General features: G+C 48.8%; 17 protein-coding genes. 3 read left to right on the forward strand and 14 right to left on the reverse strand.

Annotated features, from left to right (window positions below; all coding sequences use genetic code 11):
• Positions 1–8 precede the first annotated feature (8 nt).
• The 11 genes from bioD to FTU50_RS04790 all read right to left on the reverse strand — a co-directional run bounded on the left by bioD (position 9) and on the right by FTU50_RS04790 (position 13957).
• A complete protein-coding gene (bioD, locus tag FTU50_RS04740; protein ID WP_005175948.1) occupies positions 9–650 on the reverse strand; it encodes a dethiobiotin synthase in 642 nt (213 codons plus the stop codon).
• Positions 650–1453: a malonyl-ACP O-methyltransferase BioC gene (bioC, locus tag FTU50_RS04745; RefSeq protein ID WP_257222835.1), complete on the reverse strand. Its 804-nt coding sequence runs from the start codon at positions 1451–1453 to the stop codon at positions 650–652. The genes bioD and bioC overlap by 1 nt, the downstream gene beginning before the upstream one ends.
• Positions 1435–2589: an 8-amino-7-oxononanoate synthase gene (locus tag FTU50_RS04750; protein ID WP_180054483.1), complete on the reverse strand. Its 1155-nt coding sequence runs from the start codon at positions 2587–2589 to the stop codon at positions 1435–1437. Before FTU50_RS04750 ends, bioC begins: the two co-directional genes overlap by 19 nt.
• Positions 2586–3869, reverse strand: a complete 1284-nt coding sequence (gene bioA / locus FTU50_RS04755; RefSeq protein WP_180046430.1) for an adenosylmethionine--8-amino-7-oxononanoate transaminase — start codon at positions 3867–3869, stop codon at positions 2586–2588. Before bioA ends, FTU50_RS04750 begins: the two co-directional genes overlap by 4 nt.
• A 97-nt stretch (positions 3870–3966) precedes the next feature.
• Entirely contained in the window at positions 3967–4686 is a 720-nt protein-coding gene (locus tag FTU50_RS04760) for an alpha/beta fold hydrolase (protein WP_180046432.1), read from the reverse strand.
• 123 nt (positions 4687–4809) lie between these two features.
• Positions 4810–5274, reverse strand: a complete 465-nt coding sequence (bfr, locus tag FTU50_RS04765; protein WP_005175934.1) for a bacterioferritin — start codon at positions 5272–5274, stop codon at positions 4810–4812.
• Between the two features lie 346 nt (positions 5275–5620).
• On the reverse strand, positions 5621–7660 hold the full coding sequence (gene ligA / locus FTU50_RS04770) for an NAD-dependent DNA ligase LigA (protein ID WP_104495122.1): 2040 nt from the start codon (positions 7658–7660) through the stop codon (positions 5621–5623).
• Positions 7661–7753: 93 nt separating this feature from the next.
• Complete coding sequence (locus FTU50_RS04775; protein WP_160243492.1) at positions 7754–8839, reverse strand: cell division protein ZipA C-terminal FtsZ-binding domain-containing protein; 1086 nt, start codon at positions 8837–8839, stop codon at positions 7754–7756.
• 1 nt (position 8840) lies between these two features.
• On the reverse strand, positions 8841–12293 hold the full coding sequence (smc, locus tag FTU50_RS04780; protein ID WP_180046449.1) for a chromosome segregation protein SMC: 3453 nt from the start codon (positions 12291–12293) through the stop codon (positions 8841–8843).
• Between the two features lie 10 nt (positions 12294–12303).
• The gene (locus FTU50_RS04785; RefSeq protein ID WP_005175922.1) at positions 12304–12999 is read right to left on the reverse strand and encodes a GntR family transcriptional regulator; all 696 of its coding nucleotides are present in this window, start codon (positions 12997–12999) and stop codon (positions 12304–12306) included.
• A 148-nt stretch (positions 13000–13147) separates the two neighbouring features.
• Complete coding sequence (locus tag FTU50_RS04790) at positions 13148–13957, reverse strand: sulfite exporter TauE/SafE family protein (protein ID WP_005175920.1); 810 nt, start codon at positions 13955–13957, stop codon at positions 13148–13150.
• Between the two features lie 29 nt (positions 13958–13986).
• Between FTU50_RS04790 and FTU50_RS04795 the strand changes: the two genes are divergently transcribed.
• Positions 13987–14745 carry a biotin--[acetyl-CoA-carboxylase] ligase gene (locus FTU50_RS04795; RefSeq protein ID WP_180054485.1) on the forward strand — a complete coding sequence of 253 codons (759 nt, stop codon included), beginning with the start codon at positions 13987–13989 and terminating at the stop codon, positions 14743–14745.
• A 9-nt stretch (positions 14746–14754) separates the two neighbouring features.
• On the forward strand, positions 14755–15513 hold the full coding sequence (locus FTU50_RS04800; protein WP_016659855.1) for a type III pantothenate kinase: 759 nt from the start codon (positions 14755–14757) through the stop codon (positions 15511–15513).
• Here the strand turns inward: FTU50_RS04800 and FTU50_RS04805 are convergent.
• Together FTU50_RS04805 and ffh are read right to left on the reverse strand one after the other, a co-directional pair.
• Positions 15500–16066 carry an alpha/beta hydrolase gene (locus FTU50_RS04805; protein WP_005175903.1) on the reverse strand — a complete coding sequence of 189 codons (567 nt, stop codon included), beginning with the start codon at positions 16064–16066 and terminating at the stop codon, positions 15500–15502. The genes FTU50_RS04800 and FTU50_RS04805 overlap by 14 nt on opposite strands.
• Positions 16067–16237: 171 nt before the next feature.
• A complete protein-coding gene (ffh, locus tag FTU50_RS04810; RefSeq protein ID WP_005175901.1) occupies positions 16238–17647 on the reverse strand; it encodes a signal recognition particle protein in 1410 nt (469 codons plus the stop codon).
• Positions 17648–17785: 138 nt separating this feature from the next.
• Here ffh and FTU50_RS04815 point away from each other — a divergent pair, with 138 nt between their 5' ends.
• Positions 17786–18595, forward strand: coding sequence for an inner membrane protein YpjD (locus FTU50_RS04815; RefSeq protein WP_016659852.1), 810 nt, complete (start codon positions 17786–17788; stop codon positions 18593–18595).
• A gap of 189 nt (positions 18596–18784) precedes the next feature.
• Here FTU50_RS04815 and FTU50_RS04820 read toward each other — a convergent pair whose 3' ends face one another.
• A complete protein-coding gene (locus FTU50_RS04820) occupies positions 18785–19174 on the reverse strand; it encodes a tautomerase family protein (RefSeq protein WP_180046436.1) in 390 nt (129 codons plus the stop codon).
• Between the last annotated feature and the right edge of the window lie 209 nt (positions 19175–19383).

A 19383-nucleotide genomic window follows, 5' to 3' on the forward strand; every position in this document is an offset into this window, starting at 1 on the left:
TCACAGTTTTAATCCAAAACTGGAATCTCAATCCATTTTGCCTCTGGAAAATGCCGAGCCAAATAGGTTTTTAAATACTCAGCGGTATCTTTAGAAATCAGCGGATCTTGTGATTCATCTTTCAGGTTATAGGCCAGCGCATACAGCGACAGCCCTCGCGCCATCAACGCTTCCAGACTTAATAAGGTATGGTTAATGCTACCCAGACGTCCTGAACTGACCAGAATCACCGGATACTGCTGCTCGGCAATATAATCAATCGTTAACATTTCCGTGGTGAGCGGCACCATCAGGCCACCAGCGCCTTCCAGTAGTACCACATCAAAACGCGCTGCCAGTTGCTCTGTCGCCTGGCGGATGTTATTGAAATCAATCTCACGGCCATCAATTTTGGTGGCCAGATGCGGCGATGCCGGATAAGTGAAAATTTCGGGCATGGTCAGTTTGCTGTCATCTTCAGGCAACCAGCCACAGCCCATCATCTCCCGATGCTGCTGGATATCTTCCGAAATATCAGTATTGCCAGTCTGAATCAGCTTTTGGGTAATGGTTCGCTGCCCTTCAGCACTCCAGACCTTGGCCAGATAACCGGTGGTATAGGTTTTGCCAATTCCGGTATCAATTCCACTGACAAAATAGATCTGTGCCATTAGCCTGTGCTCCGTGCAATACAATAAATCGGATGATAACTGAGCAGATATTCCTGCTGGCCAGCCACATTCAGCCGGGAAAACTGCCGATAGGCCTGATAAAACTGCTGCAAACTGTGTTTGGTCCAGCGGTGCCCGGAAGCGGTACCCGTGACCCCGGTGGCTTTTAAATGCTGCAACACCTGGCGAGGATGTTCAAAAGCCAGGGTTTTGACGGTTTCAGACAAATACACAATTTCGAAGCCTTGTGACTCCAGACAGCAGCGCAGTTCCGGCAGGCTGAAATAATCCAGCCCCTGCCCGGTCAGGGCTTTAATTTCCTTGAGATTGTCCGGACCAAAACTGGAAAAACACAAATAGCCCGAAGGCTTTAAGGCATGCGCCATTTTGGCAAACAGCTGCTGCAGATTCTGCATCCATTGCAAGGCTGAACTCGAGATCAGCACATCCAGCTGTTCTGGAAAAGCGATCTGCTCGGCATCGCCAATCCACCATTCGGTTCGGGAGGTAGAAAACGGTTGCTGCTGGACTTCCGGATACAGATCATTAAGCAGCAACTGCTGCACCTGAAAGTGCTGCTCCAGCGCACGGGTTAAAGCCCCCGTACCACAGCCAATTTCAAACACCCGTCCCAGTTTTCGACTCGGCAAATGCGACTGCATCAGCCGAACCAGTTGCTGGCAAATCTGCTGCTGAATCACCGCATGCTGCAAATAGCTGTGATGCGCCTGGGCAAAACGCCGTGCCACTTGTGATTTATTTACAGACATCGCTGACTTGTCCATCATAACAGCGCCACGCATTGCGCCAGCTCACTGGACTGAATCTGCGCGGTCAGGCAAATCCGCAGCCGTGAACTGTTTTGCGGTACGGTCGGCGGACGTACCGGCATGATATAAAACCCGGCCTGCTGTAGCTGCTGTGCCTTTTGTACGGCTTTTTCCGATTCGCCCAGAATTACCGGCACAATCTGCGAGGTCGATGGACAGGCATAGCCTTTGGCTTCAACCTGCACTTTTAATTCCTGGCTGATCTGCTGTAAATGCTGGCGCTGGGCTTGCATCTGCAACATCTTCTGGAACATAAACCGGGTCCAGGCCATATTCAGCGGCGGCTGCGCGGTACTGAAAATCAACGGGCGCATGCGGTTAATTAAATAGTCACGGATCAACGGATGGCTAATCAGATATCCACCGACTGATGCCAAGGTCTTGCCAAAAGTCCCCACCAGAAAATCAATCTGCTCCAGCACCGCATACTGCTCTGCACAGCCCAGCCCCCGCTCTCCACGTACGCCAATGGCATGTGCTTCATCAACATACAGCATCACTTTCGGATAACGCTGCTTTAACTGCACCAGTGCCGCCAGATCGGTTTCATCACCATCCATACTAAAAATGGATTCGGTCACGACTATAATCCGTTCAATTTGCGCATCGTCATGATACTGTTCCAGCAGCCGGGCCAGATGCGCCAGATCATTATGCCGGTAGCGCACCGCCTTGGCAGAAGATAAACGGATACCATCAATCATGCTAGCATGGACCAGCTTGTCGGCCAGAATCAGGGTTTTACTGTCGGCCAGTGCCGGTAAAATCCCGATATTCATATGGTAGCCACTGTTAAACAGCAAGGCGGCACGGCCAAAGGCCTGACTCAGACTCGTTTCCAGCTGCTCATATTCCCGGAAGTTCCCGGTCAGCAAACGCGACGATGAGGCGCTCATACGGCGCTCGGTGACAGGAGTTAAATCAAAAAATTCTTCACGCAAGCTGACATCGCTGGCCAGCCCCAGATAATCATTACTGGACAGATTCAGCATGCGCTGCCCGTGAATCTGAATCATGCGGCCATGTTGCAGATTGGACTGAAACTGGCGCAAATTGGCAGTGCGTTTTAACTGTTCCAGCTGCTGGGCATAATGGTCGAGCAAACTCATGCGGCATTCTCCTGCATCTGGCGAACCACCTCGGTCAACTGGGTCAGCAAGTAGTGCAGTTCATCTGCTGAAATCACATACGGCGGCATCACATAAACCAGTTTGCCAAATGGCCTCACCCAAATGCCCCGCTGTACAAACTGCTGCTGCAGGCTTTGCATATCGACTGGCGTAGTCAGTTCAACCACCCCAATTGCGCCCAGCACCCGCACATCCTGTACATGGCTCAGCTGAGCCAGTGGCGTTAAAGCCTGTTTCAATTGCTGTTCAATCTGCTGGATCTTGGCCTGCCAGTCCTGCGCCAGCAAGACTTGAGTACTTTTCAGTGCCACCGCACAAGCCAGTGGATTGGCCATAAAGGTCGGGCCATGCATAAATACGCCAGCTTCCCCCTGACTGATGGTGTCTGCCACCTGCTTGCTGGTTAAAGTTGCCGACAGGGTCATATAACCACCCGTCAGTCCTTTGCCAATACACATGATATCCGGCTCGACTCCGGCATGTTCCCAGGCAAATAACTTGCCGGTACGACCAAAGCCGGTGGCAATTTCATCAAAAATCAGCAGCAGACCATACTGCTCGCATAAACGCTTGGCCTGACGCAAATATTCAGGATGATAAAAGCGCATACCGCCCGCGCCCTGTACAATCGGCTCTAGAATCAGTGCGGCCAGTGTATGCTGATGCTGGGCCAAAGCCTGTTCCAGATCGGCCATATCGTCCGGGTTCCAGTCTTCATCAAAGCGGGTTTGTGGTGCCTGTACAAATAAGCGATTCGGCAGACTTGAACCAAAAATCTGATGCATGCCAGTGACCGGATCGCAGACCGACATCGCATTCCAGGTATCGCCATGGTAGCCGGAACGCGGAGTAATAAAATTGGTTTTTTGTGGCTGGCCTTGCGCAGTCCAGTACTGCACCGCCATTTTTAACGCGACTTCAACCGCCACTGAACCGGAATCGGCATAGAAAATCTTATCCAGACTCGGTGGAGTAATTTGCAGCAGTAATTTGCCCAGCTCAATGGCCGGATCATGGGTCAGACCGCCAAACATGATATGTGACATCTGCTGTAACTGGTCGGTCACAGCCTGATTCAGTTCAGGATGGTTATAGCCATGAATAGCACACCACCACGATGACATGCCATCAATCAGACAGCGGCCATCTGCGAGTTCAATGGTCGCACCATAAGCCCGCTTTACCTTGAAGGTCGGCAGCGGCTGGGTCATGGAAGTATAAGGATGCCAAAGATGTTGCTGGTCAAATAAATCGGTCATCCCGGACTCCCTGTCTGGTTTAAAATATGCATGAGCTCGATCTTACTCCCGCCACACAGAAAAAGAAATTGCGGGAATTATCATTTCCGCTGAAGGGTCAGGAGAGTTGCTTTAAATAGTCAATAATTTTCTGTGTAACCACATCTGTTTCAAACAACGGGATGCCATGCGAGCCAGAAATCACTTCCACCTGAAGATTTGTTGCAGCTAAATCCTGTAAATCTTCTGCAACTTGGCAAGGAACCAGCTGATCTTCATGTGCCAGCAAATGATATTGTGGAGCCGGATAATTTTTTAAGATGGTCACCAGATTAAGCTGTTCCAGCAAAGCTAATCCCTGTTTTAACAAGGTTAGAGATTGCGGCTGGATTAAACTTTGTAATTTCTGTAAATCCTGCCGGCTCTGGGCACTACCCTGACAGACCAGATAACCAAAACGTTTTAAGGTCGCGGCCGCATCTTTGGCAAAGCCCTGTTTAAACTGCTGAAAAGTCTCGGGAACCATCCCGTGGGGCCACGCGTCTTGCGCAACAAAACACGGATTCGAAGCCAAAGTAATGAGCGCTTGCGGCGCCTGTCCGGATTGCGCCAGTGCATCGGCCAGTAAGGTTGCCAGCTGCCCACCCAGAGACCAGCCCATCAGCACGCTATAGCCTTTGGCCCGTTCCAGCTGCTGCTGGAACTGTACCGGATCCGCCGCATTAAAAATGTTCAGGACATCGACCTGAATGCCGTGTTGCATTAGGCTATGTTGTACAGGCTGTAACAGGCCGGTTCCTCCGCCCCATCCGGTGATCAAAAGTATACGCTGCTGCATTGTGCTGTCCTTGTTTCCATCTAGTCGCAGTATAGTAAAAATAGCGACGCCTGCACTGCATCAAAATCGCCAAATCTCGACCATAAAAAACCCGGCCAGTGCCGGGTCAATGTTGGGTTGGGCTTACATTTGCGATTGAATGTAGTTCTGCAAACCAATGAGTTCAATTAAACGCAACTGTTTTTCCAGCCAGTAAGTATGGTCTTCTTCGGTATCTGACATTTGCTGACGCAGCATGTCACGGGTGATGTAATCGCCCTTGTCTTCTGCCAGCTTAACACCTTGGGCCAGTTTTTCACGTACCTCATATTCTAGCTTTAAATCGGCTTTTAAGCAGGATAGTACGTCGGTACCGACGTCAATATCATCACGTTGCATATTCGGAGTGCCTTCAAGGAACAGAACCCGGCGAATCAAGGCATCGGCATGTTGTGATTCTTCCTGCATCTCATGGTCGATGCGTTCATAAATCTTGCTCAGGCCCCAATCTTCATACATACGCGAGTGAATCAGGTATTGATCACGAGCAGCCAGTTCGCCACCGATCAACATATTTAAATAGTCTACGACTTCTGGATTGCCACGCATTTTCATTACTCCCTTACGAATACGCTCATTATGGCGAAAGCCAAGCCAAGTTGCAAAAGATAATTTGTGTAAATATATGATTTTTATATAATTAAAATGAGAAGCATGTGCATTTACAGTTCTGGATTCAAACTTTTCCACATAAAAAAGAATTGCTTGCGCACATTTGTCTCACTTTTCATCAGCCCAAACACACAAAGCGGCAAATTTAGAATTTTGTAACTATCAAAAACGGTTCTTATTTCTGCGGTTTTTACGATTTTACTGCTGTGCTTTCTCTGTTTTGACCTATCACCAGATTCAGGCAGCAACCACTCAATCTAGAGAGCGGTTGCCTGCTGTTCTGTTAGCCCTGGGTCTGGCCATATTCAGCCATCAGGCTCAGAAACTGATCTTCATTCATGACCGGAATACCAAGTTTCTCCGCCTTCTCCAGTTTGGAACCGGCTTTTTCACCCGCCACCAGACACTTGGTTTTACTGGAGACACTGCCACTTACCCGGGCGCCGAGCGCCTGTAGCATTTGAGTGGCTTCATCACGGCCCATTTTGCTTAAAGTACCGGTAATGACCCAGCTTTCACCATTTAACGGCTGACGGGTCGGCGCCAGCGGTGCATCCCAGTGAATACCGGCCGCCAGTAAACGGTCCAGCACTTCCAGGTTATGCGGTGCCTGGAAAAAGTCCAGAATCCATTCTGCGGTAATATCGCCGACATCCGGGGTTTTCTTGAGCGCCTCCAGATTGGCAACACGTAAGGCATCCAGCGTCTGGAAGGTATTGGCCAGCATCCGCGCGGTGGTTTCGCCGACACCTCGAATCCCCAAGGCATAAATAAAGGCACCCAGCGTGGTTTTTTTACTGCGTTCAATTGCATCGAGCAGGTTTTGTACCGACTTCTCGCCCATCTTTTCAATCTTGAGCAAGGCCTCACGATGTTCATGCAGATGGTAAATGTCCGAAACATCTTTGAGCAGATTCAGATGCAGTAATGATTCCACCCAACGATCACCCAGACCTTCAATATCCATGGCCTTACGCGAAACAAAGTGACGGATGGCCTCAATCCGCTGCGCTGCACAGTACAGGCCACCGGAACAGCGTGCCAACGCTTCGCCTTCCGGCATCACCACCGGCGAATCACACACCGGACAGCAGGCAGGTAGCTGTACGGTTTCAGCCTCCGCCGGACGAAATTCCGGCCAGACTTTTTCAACTTTCGGAATCACATCGCCGCTGCGATAGACACTGACCGTATCGCCAATCCGCACATCTAGACGATGGATTTCACCAATATTGTGCAAGGTGACATTAGACACTGTCACCCCACCCACTGCCACCGGATTCAGGCGCGCCACCGGGGTCAAAGTACCGGTACGGCCTACCTGCCAGTGAATATTTTCAACTGTAGTCAGCGCGGCGACTGCCGGGAATTTATAAGCAGTGGCCCAGCGCGGTTCGCGGCTTAAAAAGCCAAGCTGCTGCTGCTGTTTCAGGTCATTGACTTTAATTACCATGCCGTCAATTTCAACACTCAGCTGCGAGCGTTCCTGATTGATCTGCTCATAGACTTCTTGCACGGCCTGAATGCTGTCACAAACAAAATGACGCTCACCCACAGCAAAACCAAGCTGATGTAACCAGTCCAGGCTTTCGGACATGGTGTTCAGGCCATGATGCGGCACGCACTGGGCAATGCCATAGGCATAAAACGCCAGTGGACGTGAGGCCGCAATTTTCGGATCCAGCTGGCGCAAGCTGCCGGCCGCAGCATTACGCGGATTGGCAAAGGTCTTTTCGCCTTTGGCCAGATTAGCGGCATTGAGTTTTTCAAAACCCGATTTGGGCATCAGCACTTCACCGCGCACTTCCAGAAACTCCGGAATGCTGTACTCCGCTGAAGATAAGATTTTCGGCAGGTTGCGAATGGTTTTAACATTGTGAGTAATATCTTCACCGGTTTCGCCATCGCCGCGGGTCACGCCGCGCACCAGCACGCCATTGGCATACCACAAGGAAATCGCCAGCCCATCAAATTTCAGCTCGACATCATATTGAATGGTCTGGTTGGGTAAACGCTCTTCGGCGCGGCGGGCAAAGGCAAACAGTTCATCCTGGTTAAACACGTTACCTAATGACAGCATTGGTACCGCATGGGTGACGCTTTCAAATTTGCTTAAGGGCTGTCCGCCAACTTTATTGGTTGGGGTATCGGCCTGAATCAGATCGGGATATTGTTGTTCTAAGGCTTTAAGTTGATGAAACAGCTGATCATATTCACTGTCTGCAATAACGGGCTGATCCAAGACATAATAGGCATGATTATGCTGGGCTAAAATCTGGATCAATTGGCGCATTTGCGCCACCACATCTGCATGTTGAGTCATATGTTCACCATAAAAAAGGGCGGTGATCCCGCCCTTAAAAAATTTTGTCGCTTGGCCGTATTATAGAAACCGGAGGCTGTGGTTTCAATTCAGTTATGCCAGCGAAGCCTGACCTGCGCGATAATCAATCGCCTGATGACGCCAGTGTTCGCGTAATTGCGGGGTTAATTCCAGATGGTTCTGGTCATACACGGTGCCATCAATTTCACGGGCAATCAGACCGGAAATGCTGATCATGGTATCAAAGGCATTTTGCACATCGCTATGTGGCAGGGCCAAGAAAAAGGCCAGACCTTTGACCTGTTCATTCGACAGGGTTTCCAGATCAAAACCGTCGGCGCCGTTGTCGGTAATTTGCAGCACTGAGAACAGCAGTTTGGAACCATCTTCGTTATAACGGTGGAAGCAGGACATTTCACCAAAGCGCAGACCATATTTAAGCAGCACTTTCAGGGTTTTCTCCCCTGATAAAATCCGGCGTTCCGGGAAAATATTCAGGGCAATAAATGATTCTGCAGTGGCCAAAGCGCTTTCATCATCTACCAGTTGCTGTTCATGCAGATGCGCATCCAGAATACTGCTTTCTTCTTCAAATTCACGAATATCGGCTTTTTCAATCTGGCTGTTGAGGCTAAATTCAGCTGGCACAGTTTCCGTTTTTTCGGTATCTACCCCAGCTTGAGTCTGTTCAGTCAATGCTGATTCTGGTGCAGATTCAGCAGCATGGGCTACAGCAGTCGCGGCAGCTGCAGCGGATTCAGTTTGGGCAGTTTCGGTTGAGGCCTGTTCTGCCAGATTTTCTGCCTTTGCTTCTACCTCAGTCTTGGCTGCAGGTTCAGCATCTACAGATGTCGCGGCCTGTGCTTCGGTTTTCACCTGCGCTGTTTCGCTCGGCTCAGTCAGCTGCGTTTCAGTCATGGCCTGTGGCTCAATTTTGCTGTTTGGCTCGGCGGCAGCAAGATCAGCATCGCCCAAAGTCGGTTCTACGCGCTGGGCCGGTTCAGTCTGCAACTGATGACGGACATGACGCGGAATGATCGGCTGCTGGCTATCGGCATTGACCTGCAGCTCGGAGTCCAGCGAAGGTGCTGCATCGGCCGGTTTTTTCAGGATCATTCTTAAACCGAAACCCATAATAATGAGCGCGATAATAATCCCAATGATTGTGGTGATTTCCATGTTATGCCTCCGCGACTAGACCGTATTCTGTAGCATCTTCTAGATTTACGCTGACTAATTTTGATGTTCCCGGTTCAGGCATAGTAACACCTAATAAATCGGTTGCCATCGTCATTGCCAGCTTGTTATGTGTGATATATATAAATTGCACCTGTTCGGACAGTTCCTGGACCAGGTTACAGAAACGTCCGACATTGGCATCATCCAGCGGTGCATCGACTTCATCCAGCACACAAAACGGTGCCGGATTTAAACGGAAAATGGCAAAGACCAGTGCCAGTGCGGTCAGTGCTTTTTCTCCACCCGACAACAGCGCCAGTGAGCTGTTGCGTTTACCCGGTGGTCTTGCCATTAGTTTTACACCCGATTGCCAGTCATCTTCAAGACTTAAACTGGCTTCACCACCATTAAACACTTTGGGAAACAGCGCCTGCAGTTCGGTATTAATCTGGTCAAAGGTGGTCATAAACAGCTTGCGCGTTTCCTGATCAATACTTTTCATGGCCGCCTGTAACTGGGCCACGGTTTTTTCCAGATCTTCAATCTGATGGCTTAGTTCGGCATAACGGGCTGAAACTTCTTCATATTCTTCTGAAGCCGCCAGATTCACCGCACCCAATTTATCAAACTGCGCCTGGGCTTTTTCTAGCTGCTGCTGATGGGCCGTTACATCAATGTTCAGCCCCGGAATCAGCTCGCTGTTTAAGGCTTTCAGCTGTTCGGAATAATGCTGCAAGTCAGATTTGGCCGCTTGCCAAGCCAGACGTTTTTCTTCCAGCTGGCTACGCAGTTTTTCATCCTGCTGCTGCTGTTGATGGCGCTGCTCGGTCAGCTGCTGCTGTTTGCTCTGAATCTGGTTCAGTTCCAGCTGCCATTCATTCCAGGTCTGTTGCAGTTTTTCCGTCTGCTGCTGCTGCTCGGCAAACTGGCTGGCTAGTGCCGGCAATTCCAGCTGCACCGGATCGACAAACTTTTTCGCCTGCTCCATTTGTGCTGCAATCTGCTGATGCTGGGTCTTTAAAAAACCACCATCTTTTTCCAGCAGTTCCAACTGCTGTGTGGCTTGTACTGACTGGCGTCTTAACAGTTCCAGTTCCTGCTGCTGTTGCTGATATAGCTGCTGCGCCTGCTCCAGCTGTGCCGTTAATTCTTCCAGCTGGAATTGCAGGGTTTTATAGTTTGGCAGCGCCTGTTCCAGCTTGAGACTCAGCGCATGCAGATCAATTTCCAGATCATCTTTTTGCATGGCATCTTCTTCCAGCTGCTCCTCCAGTTGCTGCAGCTGATGCTGTAATTGCTGCTTCTGCACGGCAAAGGCCTGCGCGGCGCTCTGGATTTTGGCAATCTGCAGATCCAGTGCCTGCAATGCCTGCTGCTGCTGTTTCAGCTGCGCCTGTTGTTCATGAAGCTGTTGCTGCAGCTGCTGGCACTGCTGTTGGCTGATGTTAAAGTCCTGTTCGGCCTGTTGCAACTCGGCCTGTTTCTGACTCAGTAGCCCATCAATTTCTTCCAGACGGATGCGATGGCTTAAAGCCCCCTGCGCCGATAGTGAGGCTTCATCAAACAGTAAACCAATTACCCAGTCCGGCCCGACCTGATAGCCATCTAGGGTTAGAATGCTCTGCCCAGCCTGTAACTTTGGCTGTAATTGCAGCGCCTGCGCTAAATCATCAGCCAGTGCCACCTGTTGCCATAAAGAAGAAGATGGCGATTCAATCCAGTCCGCCAGACAGCTTAAATTTGCCAGCTGAATCGGTGCGTGCTGGGCAGCAGGTTTTAACTGGCGTGCCAGACTGTCCTGAAAGTTGTCATCTGCATCAAGCATTTGCGCATTCAGCCATTTGGCCAGAAACTTCTCAATTAATGCCGCATGCGGTTTGGCAGCATCGTTCAGGGTTAGCACCTGCATTAAGGCGGTGTGCTGTAACTGCTGTTTGGGGCTGTTTTTAATCAGTAGCTGATTCAGGTTTTTCTGCTCGGCCTGGAGCACCTGAATTTCCGATTTCAGCTCAGTACTGCTATTTTTATGCTGATTCAGCAGGCTGTGCGCCTGTTGCAACTGCTGTTGTTGCACCTGAATCTGCTGCTCCAGCTCGGCCAGCTGCTGGCTTAACTGGGCTTTGTCCTGGTTCAGCTGCTCGACTTCATCGTGCTGGGCCTGACTTTGCAGCGAGCTGCTCTGCTGCTGCAAGGTGTATTTTTGCTGTTCAATCCGGCTGATATTTTTTAGCAACTGTTCGCTCTGGGCCAGCATTTGCAGTTTTTGCTGCTGCTGTTTTTCCACCTGCACCTTAATCTGCTCAAACTGCTGCTGCACCTGTTGCTGCTGGGCTTTGAGCTGCTGCACAGCCTGTGCCTGCTCTTGCGTGCTTTGCTCTGCCTGTTGCAGCTGCTCGGTATACTGTTCCTGCTGGCTGAGTACTGTTTCTAGCTGCAGATCAATCAGCTGCAGACGTTCTTTGGTCTGGGCTTTCTGTTCCTGCAACTGAGCCAGCGTACTGCTGTTTTGCTGGACCAGCGACTGTTTCTGCTCCAGAGTCATTTTCAGCTCAGCCAGTTTCTTTTCAGCCTGCTGCCATTCATTCTGTAATGGTGTCGATTGCTGAATCAGACGCTGGAACAGCTCACTGGTATTGCCCAAATCATGTTCCAGCGTGCTCAGTTCGGAACGGGTCAGCTTGAACTGTTCGCCCAGTTCGGTCATCTGCACAGTATATTCCTGCTGCAAACGGCTGCTCTGCTCGCACTGGAACGATAAAATTTCAATTTTGATGCTGCGAATCTGGCTTTCTAAAGTCTTGTACTGCAGCGCAGTTTCCGACTGGCGTTTTAGAGTTTTGAGCTGGCCTTTCAGTTCACTGGCAATATCTTCCAGCCGCGATAAATTCTGGCTGGTATGATCCAGATGCAGCATAGTTTCACGGCGACGGGCCTGATAACGCGATACCCCGGCCGCTTCTTCAATAAATACCCGCATTTCTTCCGGTTTGGCATCGACCAGACGGTTAATCATGCCCTGTTCGATAATGGCATAGGAGCGCGGCCCTAAACCGGTGCCGAGGAAAATATCGGTAATATCACGGCGCCGGCATTTGGTGCCATTTAAAAAATATTCTGACTTGCCATCGCGGTTAACCTGACGTCGCACCGCCAGTTCGGTATAGGCGTTATACGCGCCACCCAGCTTGCCATAGGTATTGTCAAAGCGCAGTTCGACACTGGCCATGCCCACCGGTTTACGCTTGGCGGTCCCGGTAAAAATTACATCCTGCATGCTGCCGCCACGCAGCTGACGCGCGCTGGATTCACCCATGACCCAGCGAATGGCATCAATCACATTGGACTTGCCACAGCCATTGGGGCCGACCACGGCCGTCCGGTTGGCTTTAAAATGTAAGGTGGTACTATCGGCAAAAGATTTAAAGCCGGAAAGTTTTAAGCTGCTTAAACGCATAATGTCCCGATTAACGGCGTGAGCGGCGTGCCCAGGCCAGTTCAATTTGTTTCATACGGGTCAGAGATTCCAACACCAGATTGCGCAAGTGTCGACAAAAATCATCCATAAATAAAGAGGCTTGTTGTGATTTTCGGATTAAAATTGCATCAATTACCAGTTTAAATAGATCAAACGATTCCTGTAACTCCCGACGTGACGTATTCAGGGTTAAAAAATAGCTGCGCCGTAACGACGGCAGCAACTCTTGATAGAATTTCATCAGGTACAGATTGGCCACCATATCCTGCTGCTGGGCCAGGGTTTGGAAAATTAGGTCATAAAATTTTTCGGTATGACCCTGCCGGTATTCGGCCTCAATCTGCTCCATCAGCTTTTGCAGCTGTTCAATTTCATGATGACGCCAGGTTTCCGCAATGCGCTGTACAATCTGCCCCAGCAGCAGACTGCAGGTATCAAACAGGGCGCGCACCTGCTGGGCCGACATTTCCGATACAATCGCGCCGCGCCGCGGAAAAATTTCAATCAGATGGGTACGTTCCAACAGCAGCAGTGCCTCACGCACCGAACCGCGACTGACATCCAGCTCTTTGGCAATACGCAGTTCCTGAATGCGCTCGCCCTCTACCAGCTCGCCACTAATAATCTGCTCGCCGATATGTTTTGCAATCTGTTCAGATAAACTGTCTGTTTCTTGTTGTTGCATACTGTTCCTGTGTTATTTTTATACCATGCGCGCAGTTGCAGCGGGTCTTTCTTATTGTCTTTTTTACTGGCTTAGCGACCAAATTTCCATGACATTGTCCGACAATTTTCTGTCGCTATAGCCAATTTTTAACCACACTCTCGGGCGCTTAAAAATAAGCGCTAAAGCCTTGGTAAATAAAATACAGACCGACGGTGGTCAACAAACCTGAAAAACATTTTTTTAGCATGGCCGGTGACAAAATATGTGCAACTTTTGCGCCAAGCTTGGCGGTCATAAAGCTCATCACGCTAATGCCAATAAAGGCATATAAATGTACATAGCCCCAGGTATTCGGCACGCTCACCTCAGACTGCTGGCCAAACCAGACAAAACCTAATGCACCAGCAATAGCAATCGGCAAACCGCAGGCCGCCGAAGTGGCAACTGCTTTTTGCATCACCACACCACAACGGTTCAGGAACGGTACGGTTAAGCTACCGCCGCCAATCCCGAAAATGGCCGAGGCAATCCCAATTCCGCCGCCAGCCAGCATTTGCGCACCGGTTGAAGGCAACTGACGTGAAGGATCAACCGGGGTATTTGAACCACGGAACATGCGATAGGCCACCCACACCGCAAAGAAACCAATTACCAGCTGCAAGCCCTGCCCCGACATTAAATCGGCAATCCCGGCGCCAAAAAATGCACCCAGAATTAGGCCGGGCGCCAAATTGCGAAACACATTCCACATCACCGCACCTTTTTTATGGTGCGCCGTGACCGAACTGATGGAAGTTACGATAATGGTCGCCAGTGAAGTCCCGACCGCCATATGCATAATCACGCTAGGATCATAATTCAGCTGGGTAAATACAATGTACAAAATTGGCACAATAATTAAGCCACCGCCCACCCCGAACAGACCTGCAGCAAATCCGGCAATTGCGCCAATCAGTAAATATATGATTAACTCCATAAATTATATTCCACTATTCTCAGATTCATATGGATGTAGAGACTCGACAGTTACAACAACAGCTCAGCGAAGCCGGACAGCTTCCTGAAGTCCTCATTTTAAAACCTGTGACTACATCAACCAATGATGATGTACGCGAGATTGCTCAAAAAGGAATACAGAGCGTTCTGGTCTGTAGCGCCCGACAAACACAAGGCAGAGGACAACGCCAACGGCAATGGGTGTCCCCAGAAGGAAACGTCTATTTAAGCACATTGCTAAATTTACGAACACCCGTAGATGGCCGTTTAGCCCTGGAAATTGCCTTAAATATTTTGCAGATGCCAAGCCTGCGCCAGCTGAACCTGCAGGTGAAGTGGCCGAATGATTTATATAGCCCGCAAGGCAAATGGGGCGGTATTCTGATTGAGCCCCTGTCGACCCAGCAGGTCATTGTCGGGGTGGGGATTAATCTGGCGCCAATTCCGGCCGAGCAGATTGGTCAGCACGCCACTTCCCTGGCCGAATTGGGCCTAAATGATATTTCCCGAATTCAGCTGATTGCCGAGCTGTATCTGGCCATTCAGCAGGCACAAGAATGGTTTAACCATAACAGCTATCAACTGGCTTCACGTTTTAATCATCATGCCGCTTTTCAGCAACAGCCGGTAGAATTTGAACATCATGGCGGAGTGGCCCAGGGGCTGTTTTTAGGCATTCAGGATGATGGTGCGATTCAGATTGAAACCGCCTCTGGCGTTGAAGTGTTTTATCAGGGCCGTTTACGCCCGCAAATGTCGGGACAGTGAGCGCAGCACATGAAAAATTTATGGTTAGATATTGGCAATACCCGGCTCAAATACTGGATTACCGAACATCAGCAGATTGTAGAACATGCCGCTGAACTGCATCTGCAATCTCCGGCCGATTTACTGCTGGGCCTGATCCAGCATTTTAAAAGCCTGAACCTGACCCATGTCGGGGTATCTTCGGTACAGGACCAGAAAAACAATGAACGGATTCAGCAGATTTTAAAATTCCTGAATATTCCGGTGATTTTTGCGCGGGTACAGGCCGAATATGCCGGTCTGAGCTGCGGCTATGATATTCAGCAGCTGGGGATTGACCGCTGGTTGCAGGTGCTGGCCGTGGCTGAAGCCGACAAAGATTTATGTGTGATTAGCTGCGGCACCGCGCTGACCATTGATCTGACTCAAGGCCATCAGCATCTGGGAGGTTATATTCTGCCCAACCTATATTTGCAGCGTGATTCTTTAATCCAGCACACCAAAGGCATCCGGATTCCAGAAGCGGCCTTTGATGACCTAAGCCCCGGCACCAATACCTTGGATGCTGTGCATCATGGCATTTTACTGGGGCTGCTCAGCAGTATTGAATATGTCATGCAGCAATCCCCGCGGCAACTGGTGCTGACTGGGGGGGATGCGCCGCTGTTTGCCAAATTCCTGCAGCATTACCAGCCCTTAGTCGAACAGGACTTATTGCTGAAAGGTTTGCAGCGCTATATCCAGCATTACTCCACAGCAAACGAGTCTACACCGCTTATTCCACAATAATATGAGGCAGAATTGCCTGCCAGACTTCCACCAGTTCGGTACAGCCTTGAGAGTCAATAAAATGTCCCTGATGCTGTGCCTCAATGGCTTTGGCATCCAGGCTACGTGCCTGTTCCAGACTGAATTTTGGCAGTACCCGGTCATCGCCAGCTGAGTAAATCACCACCCGATGCGCAATCTGGCGTTTTAGCAAGTCAAAATCAATTTTACAGGCATCAATAAAAGGATTGACCTCGTCCAGCCGGCCCAAACGGCCATTAAAGCCGGCCACCAGCACCACCTGTTTAATTTTCTGGGTTTTCAGTTTCTTGGTCAGAAAGTGCAAAGTGGCAATACAGCCCAGACTATGAGCAATGAAAATGGTGTTTTCGTCAATCTCATCGATCTGCTCATCCATTTGCCGCTTCCACACTTCCAGAGTTGGCGTTGGCGATGGATCGAGTCTTAACACTTTCAGACTGGCTTTTTGCTGGTCGGCATATTCCTGAATCCAGGGAAACCAGTTTTCATCCGGACTGGCGGTATAACCATGTACCACATAAATTTGTGCCATTGTTGTGCTCGCTGTTCGTTCCTGATGCACATCAGTGTGCCCGAAACAGCGCGGCTTTCGGGTAAGCGTCTGTTGGGTTTTCTTAAAGATCACCGCAGCACGTTCGCTTGAATCGCTTAAAAATGGAGAGCAACAAAAAGGCGCACCCGGCGCCTTGTTGTTTTGAATCCCTTATTTTTTCGGTTCTTTACCACCGAACAGCGGGCCCATACCGCCGCCACCACCAAACTGCTTTTGCAGATTGCCCAATGATTTCATCATTTTTGCCATACCCGATGGATTGGCAAATTTCTTCATCATTTTGGCCATTTGCGCATGCTGTTTAATCAGTTTATTGACTTCAGACACATCCATACCACAACCGGCCGCAATACGTTTTTTACGGCTTGGGTTCATCAGGTCCGGATTACGGCGTTCTTTGACGGTCATCGACTGGATGATGGCCTCCATCTTTTTCACCTGCTTCTCTGGGTTTGCCTGTGCAATCGCATCCTGAATACCAGAGTTACTCATGCCCGGCAGCTTGTCCAGGAAGCCCATCATACCGCCCATTTTATTCATTTGCTCAAACTGCATCAGCATGTCTTCAAAGTTGAAGCTGCCGCCTTTTTGCAGTTTTTTCGCCATTTTTTCGGCTTTTTCTTTGTCGATTTTGCGTTCAACTTCTTCGACCAGAGAAAGCACATCACCCATGCCCAGAATACGCTGTGCCACACGTTCCGGATGGAATGGCTCGAGGGCATCGAGTTTTTCACCCATCCCCAGGAATTTGATTGGCTTGCCAGTAATGGCACGCACCGACAGCGCCGCACCACCACGCGCATCACCATCCGTTTTGGTGAGAATGACACCGGTTAATGGCAAGGCATCATTAAAGGCTTTGGCAGTATTGGCCGCATCCTGACCGGTCATGGCATCAACCACGAACAGGGTTTCAGTCGGGTTAATCGCTGCATGCAGCGCTTTAATTTCGTCCATCATGTCATCATCGACATGCAGACGACCGGCGGTATCGACAATTAACACATCGGCAAACTGGATTTTTGCCTGCTCAATGGCACGATTGGCAATATCAATCGGGCGTTCATTGGCATTCGATTCCAGGAAAATCGCACCGACATCCCCGGCCACTGTTTGCAGCTGTTTAATTGCCGCTGGACGATAAACGTCGGCAGACACCATCGCCACTTTTTTCTTTTGACGTTCCTGTAAGAAACGTGCCAGCTTGGCTGCCGTGGTGGTTTTACCCGCACCCTGCAAACCGGCCAGAAGCACCACCACTGGTGGTTTTGCTGCAAGGTCAAGGCTCTCGTTGGCCTCGCCCATCATTTTGGTTAATTCGTCATAAACGATTTTAACGAATGCCTGACCCGGTGATAACTGTGTCATCACTTCCTGACCTAATGCCTCTTCCTTAACTTTCGCGATGAATTCACGAGTTACAGGTAACGCCACATCGGCTTCAAGAAGTGCCATACGTACTTCACGTAACGTATCTTTAATATTGTCTTCGGTTAGCTGCCCTGAGCCAGTAACATTTCTTAAACTCTGCGTGAGTCGTTCTGTTAAGGTATCAAACATTGCAAAATCCGCTTAAAATAGCCATCAGCAAAAAAATGTTTCTTAAAATAGAAAATTTATGCATAAGATGCTATAGGATACTGTAGTTCGCATCGAATTTATATAAATGAATATTCATCATCCTGAAAAAGGTTTGACATGAGCAGTCTCCCCTTGGTTTACACGATTCTGGCATTAATCGCTTATACCACTTCGTTCTGGTATTTATTTATGCATTTAATGTCCAAGCGTGCTCCAAACCATTGGTTTATTGGTATTGTGCTGGGCTTGGGTTTATGTTTGCACGCCGCTGTGCTGTATAACGACATGCTGCTGCCGATGGGCATTAACTATAACGTGTTTAACCTGATGTCCTTTACCTCAGGCTTAATGCTGTTATTAAGTGTGCTGTTTAGTACTTACCGGCCGGTGATTGCGCTAAACCTGATTGGGATTCCAGTGGCCGCAACCGGCCTGATTCTGGGGCATTCCTTTAGCGGTTTAAACCTGTTTGTCGAAAACAATTCTTTAGGTCTGGATATTCATATCCTGCTGTCGTTATCGGCCTATGCGGTCTTGCTGATGGCCACCATTCATGCGGTCTTGCTCTGGTTTCAGAACCGGGAGCTGAAAAACAAACAGAAACGCCGGATTTGGGTGAATTTGCTGCCACCGTTTCAGGCCATGGAAGAGCTGCTGTTTGATATGCTGATTGCCGGCTTTATCCTGCTGACGCTGGCATTGGGTTTTGGTTTCCTAACCATTGATAACTTCTTTGCCCAGCACTTAGCGCATAAGACTGCCTTTAGTATTATTTCCTGGTTTATCTATGGCGCGCTGCTGTTGGGCCGTTATAAATTTGGCTGGCGTGGCCAGAAAGCCATTCGCTTTACCATTATTGGCTTCTTCTTGCTGGCGCTTGGCTTTATTGGTTCCAAGTTTGTGTTACAGATGATTTTGGGCAAGTAAGATGCTTTTGTTCAGTTTGCCACATTAAAAGCGTGGAACAGTGATTAAATAATAAGCGTGAAACATGATAAATTATTAAAAAAGCCCAAGTATCCGTACCTGAGCTTTTCACCATACAATAAGACTATGATTTATATGGAATAAAAAATAGTATTTCGTATAACGTGTATTATGTTAATTTTAGGAAATTTAAACATTTACCTTATAATTTAACTGTAGTTCATCCGCATTTTCCCCTCTAATGCCCCAGTTTTCTTTAGGGGTTTCAAATATAGTTATCTCAACATCATTTAAATCAATACCACATAGATTGTTTATATTTTCGAATAGAGTCTTAATAAATGCTTTTTTAGTCTCTTTTGTTCGTCCATCGAACATGGAAATTTCAATAATTATATAAGATGTACTGCGGTCTGCTGGATATATAAAATTTTTGGATTGTAGTGGAATAAAACGTTGAAACCTTTTTTCTTCAGGGTATTTTAATTCTTTAACTAAAGCCTGATGGATAGCTTTACTTAAATTATCACGATGTAATTCTATAGTTTCATCTAAAGCATAAATTTTTATCTGTGACATTACTTTCTCTAAATTAAAACCCTAATTTTAGCTTAATCTCCTCCCTCCCATTTAACATAATGGCGATTATACGAAATGCATTTGTAAGCCCCAAGTAGAAATGTCCGGTTTCTCCAAAGTAAAAATGTCCGCTTTTAGAATATGCACTTTTGCAATTTTCTTAGCGGACGGTTTGATATGTTGGTGTCTATGTCGGATAAAGAACTTAA

It is taken from the genome of Acinetobacter sp. YH12112 (assembly GCF_013418945.1).
Lineage (GTDB): Bacteria > Pseudomonadota > Gammaproteobacteria > Pseudomonadales > Moraxellaceae > Acinetobacter > Acinetobacter indicus.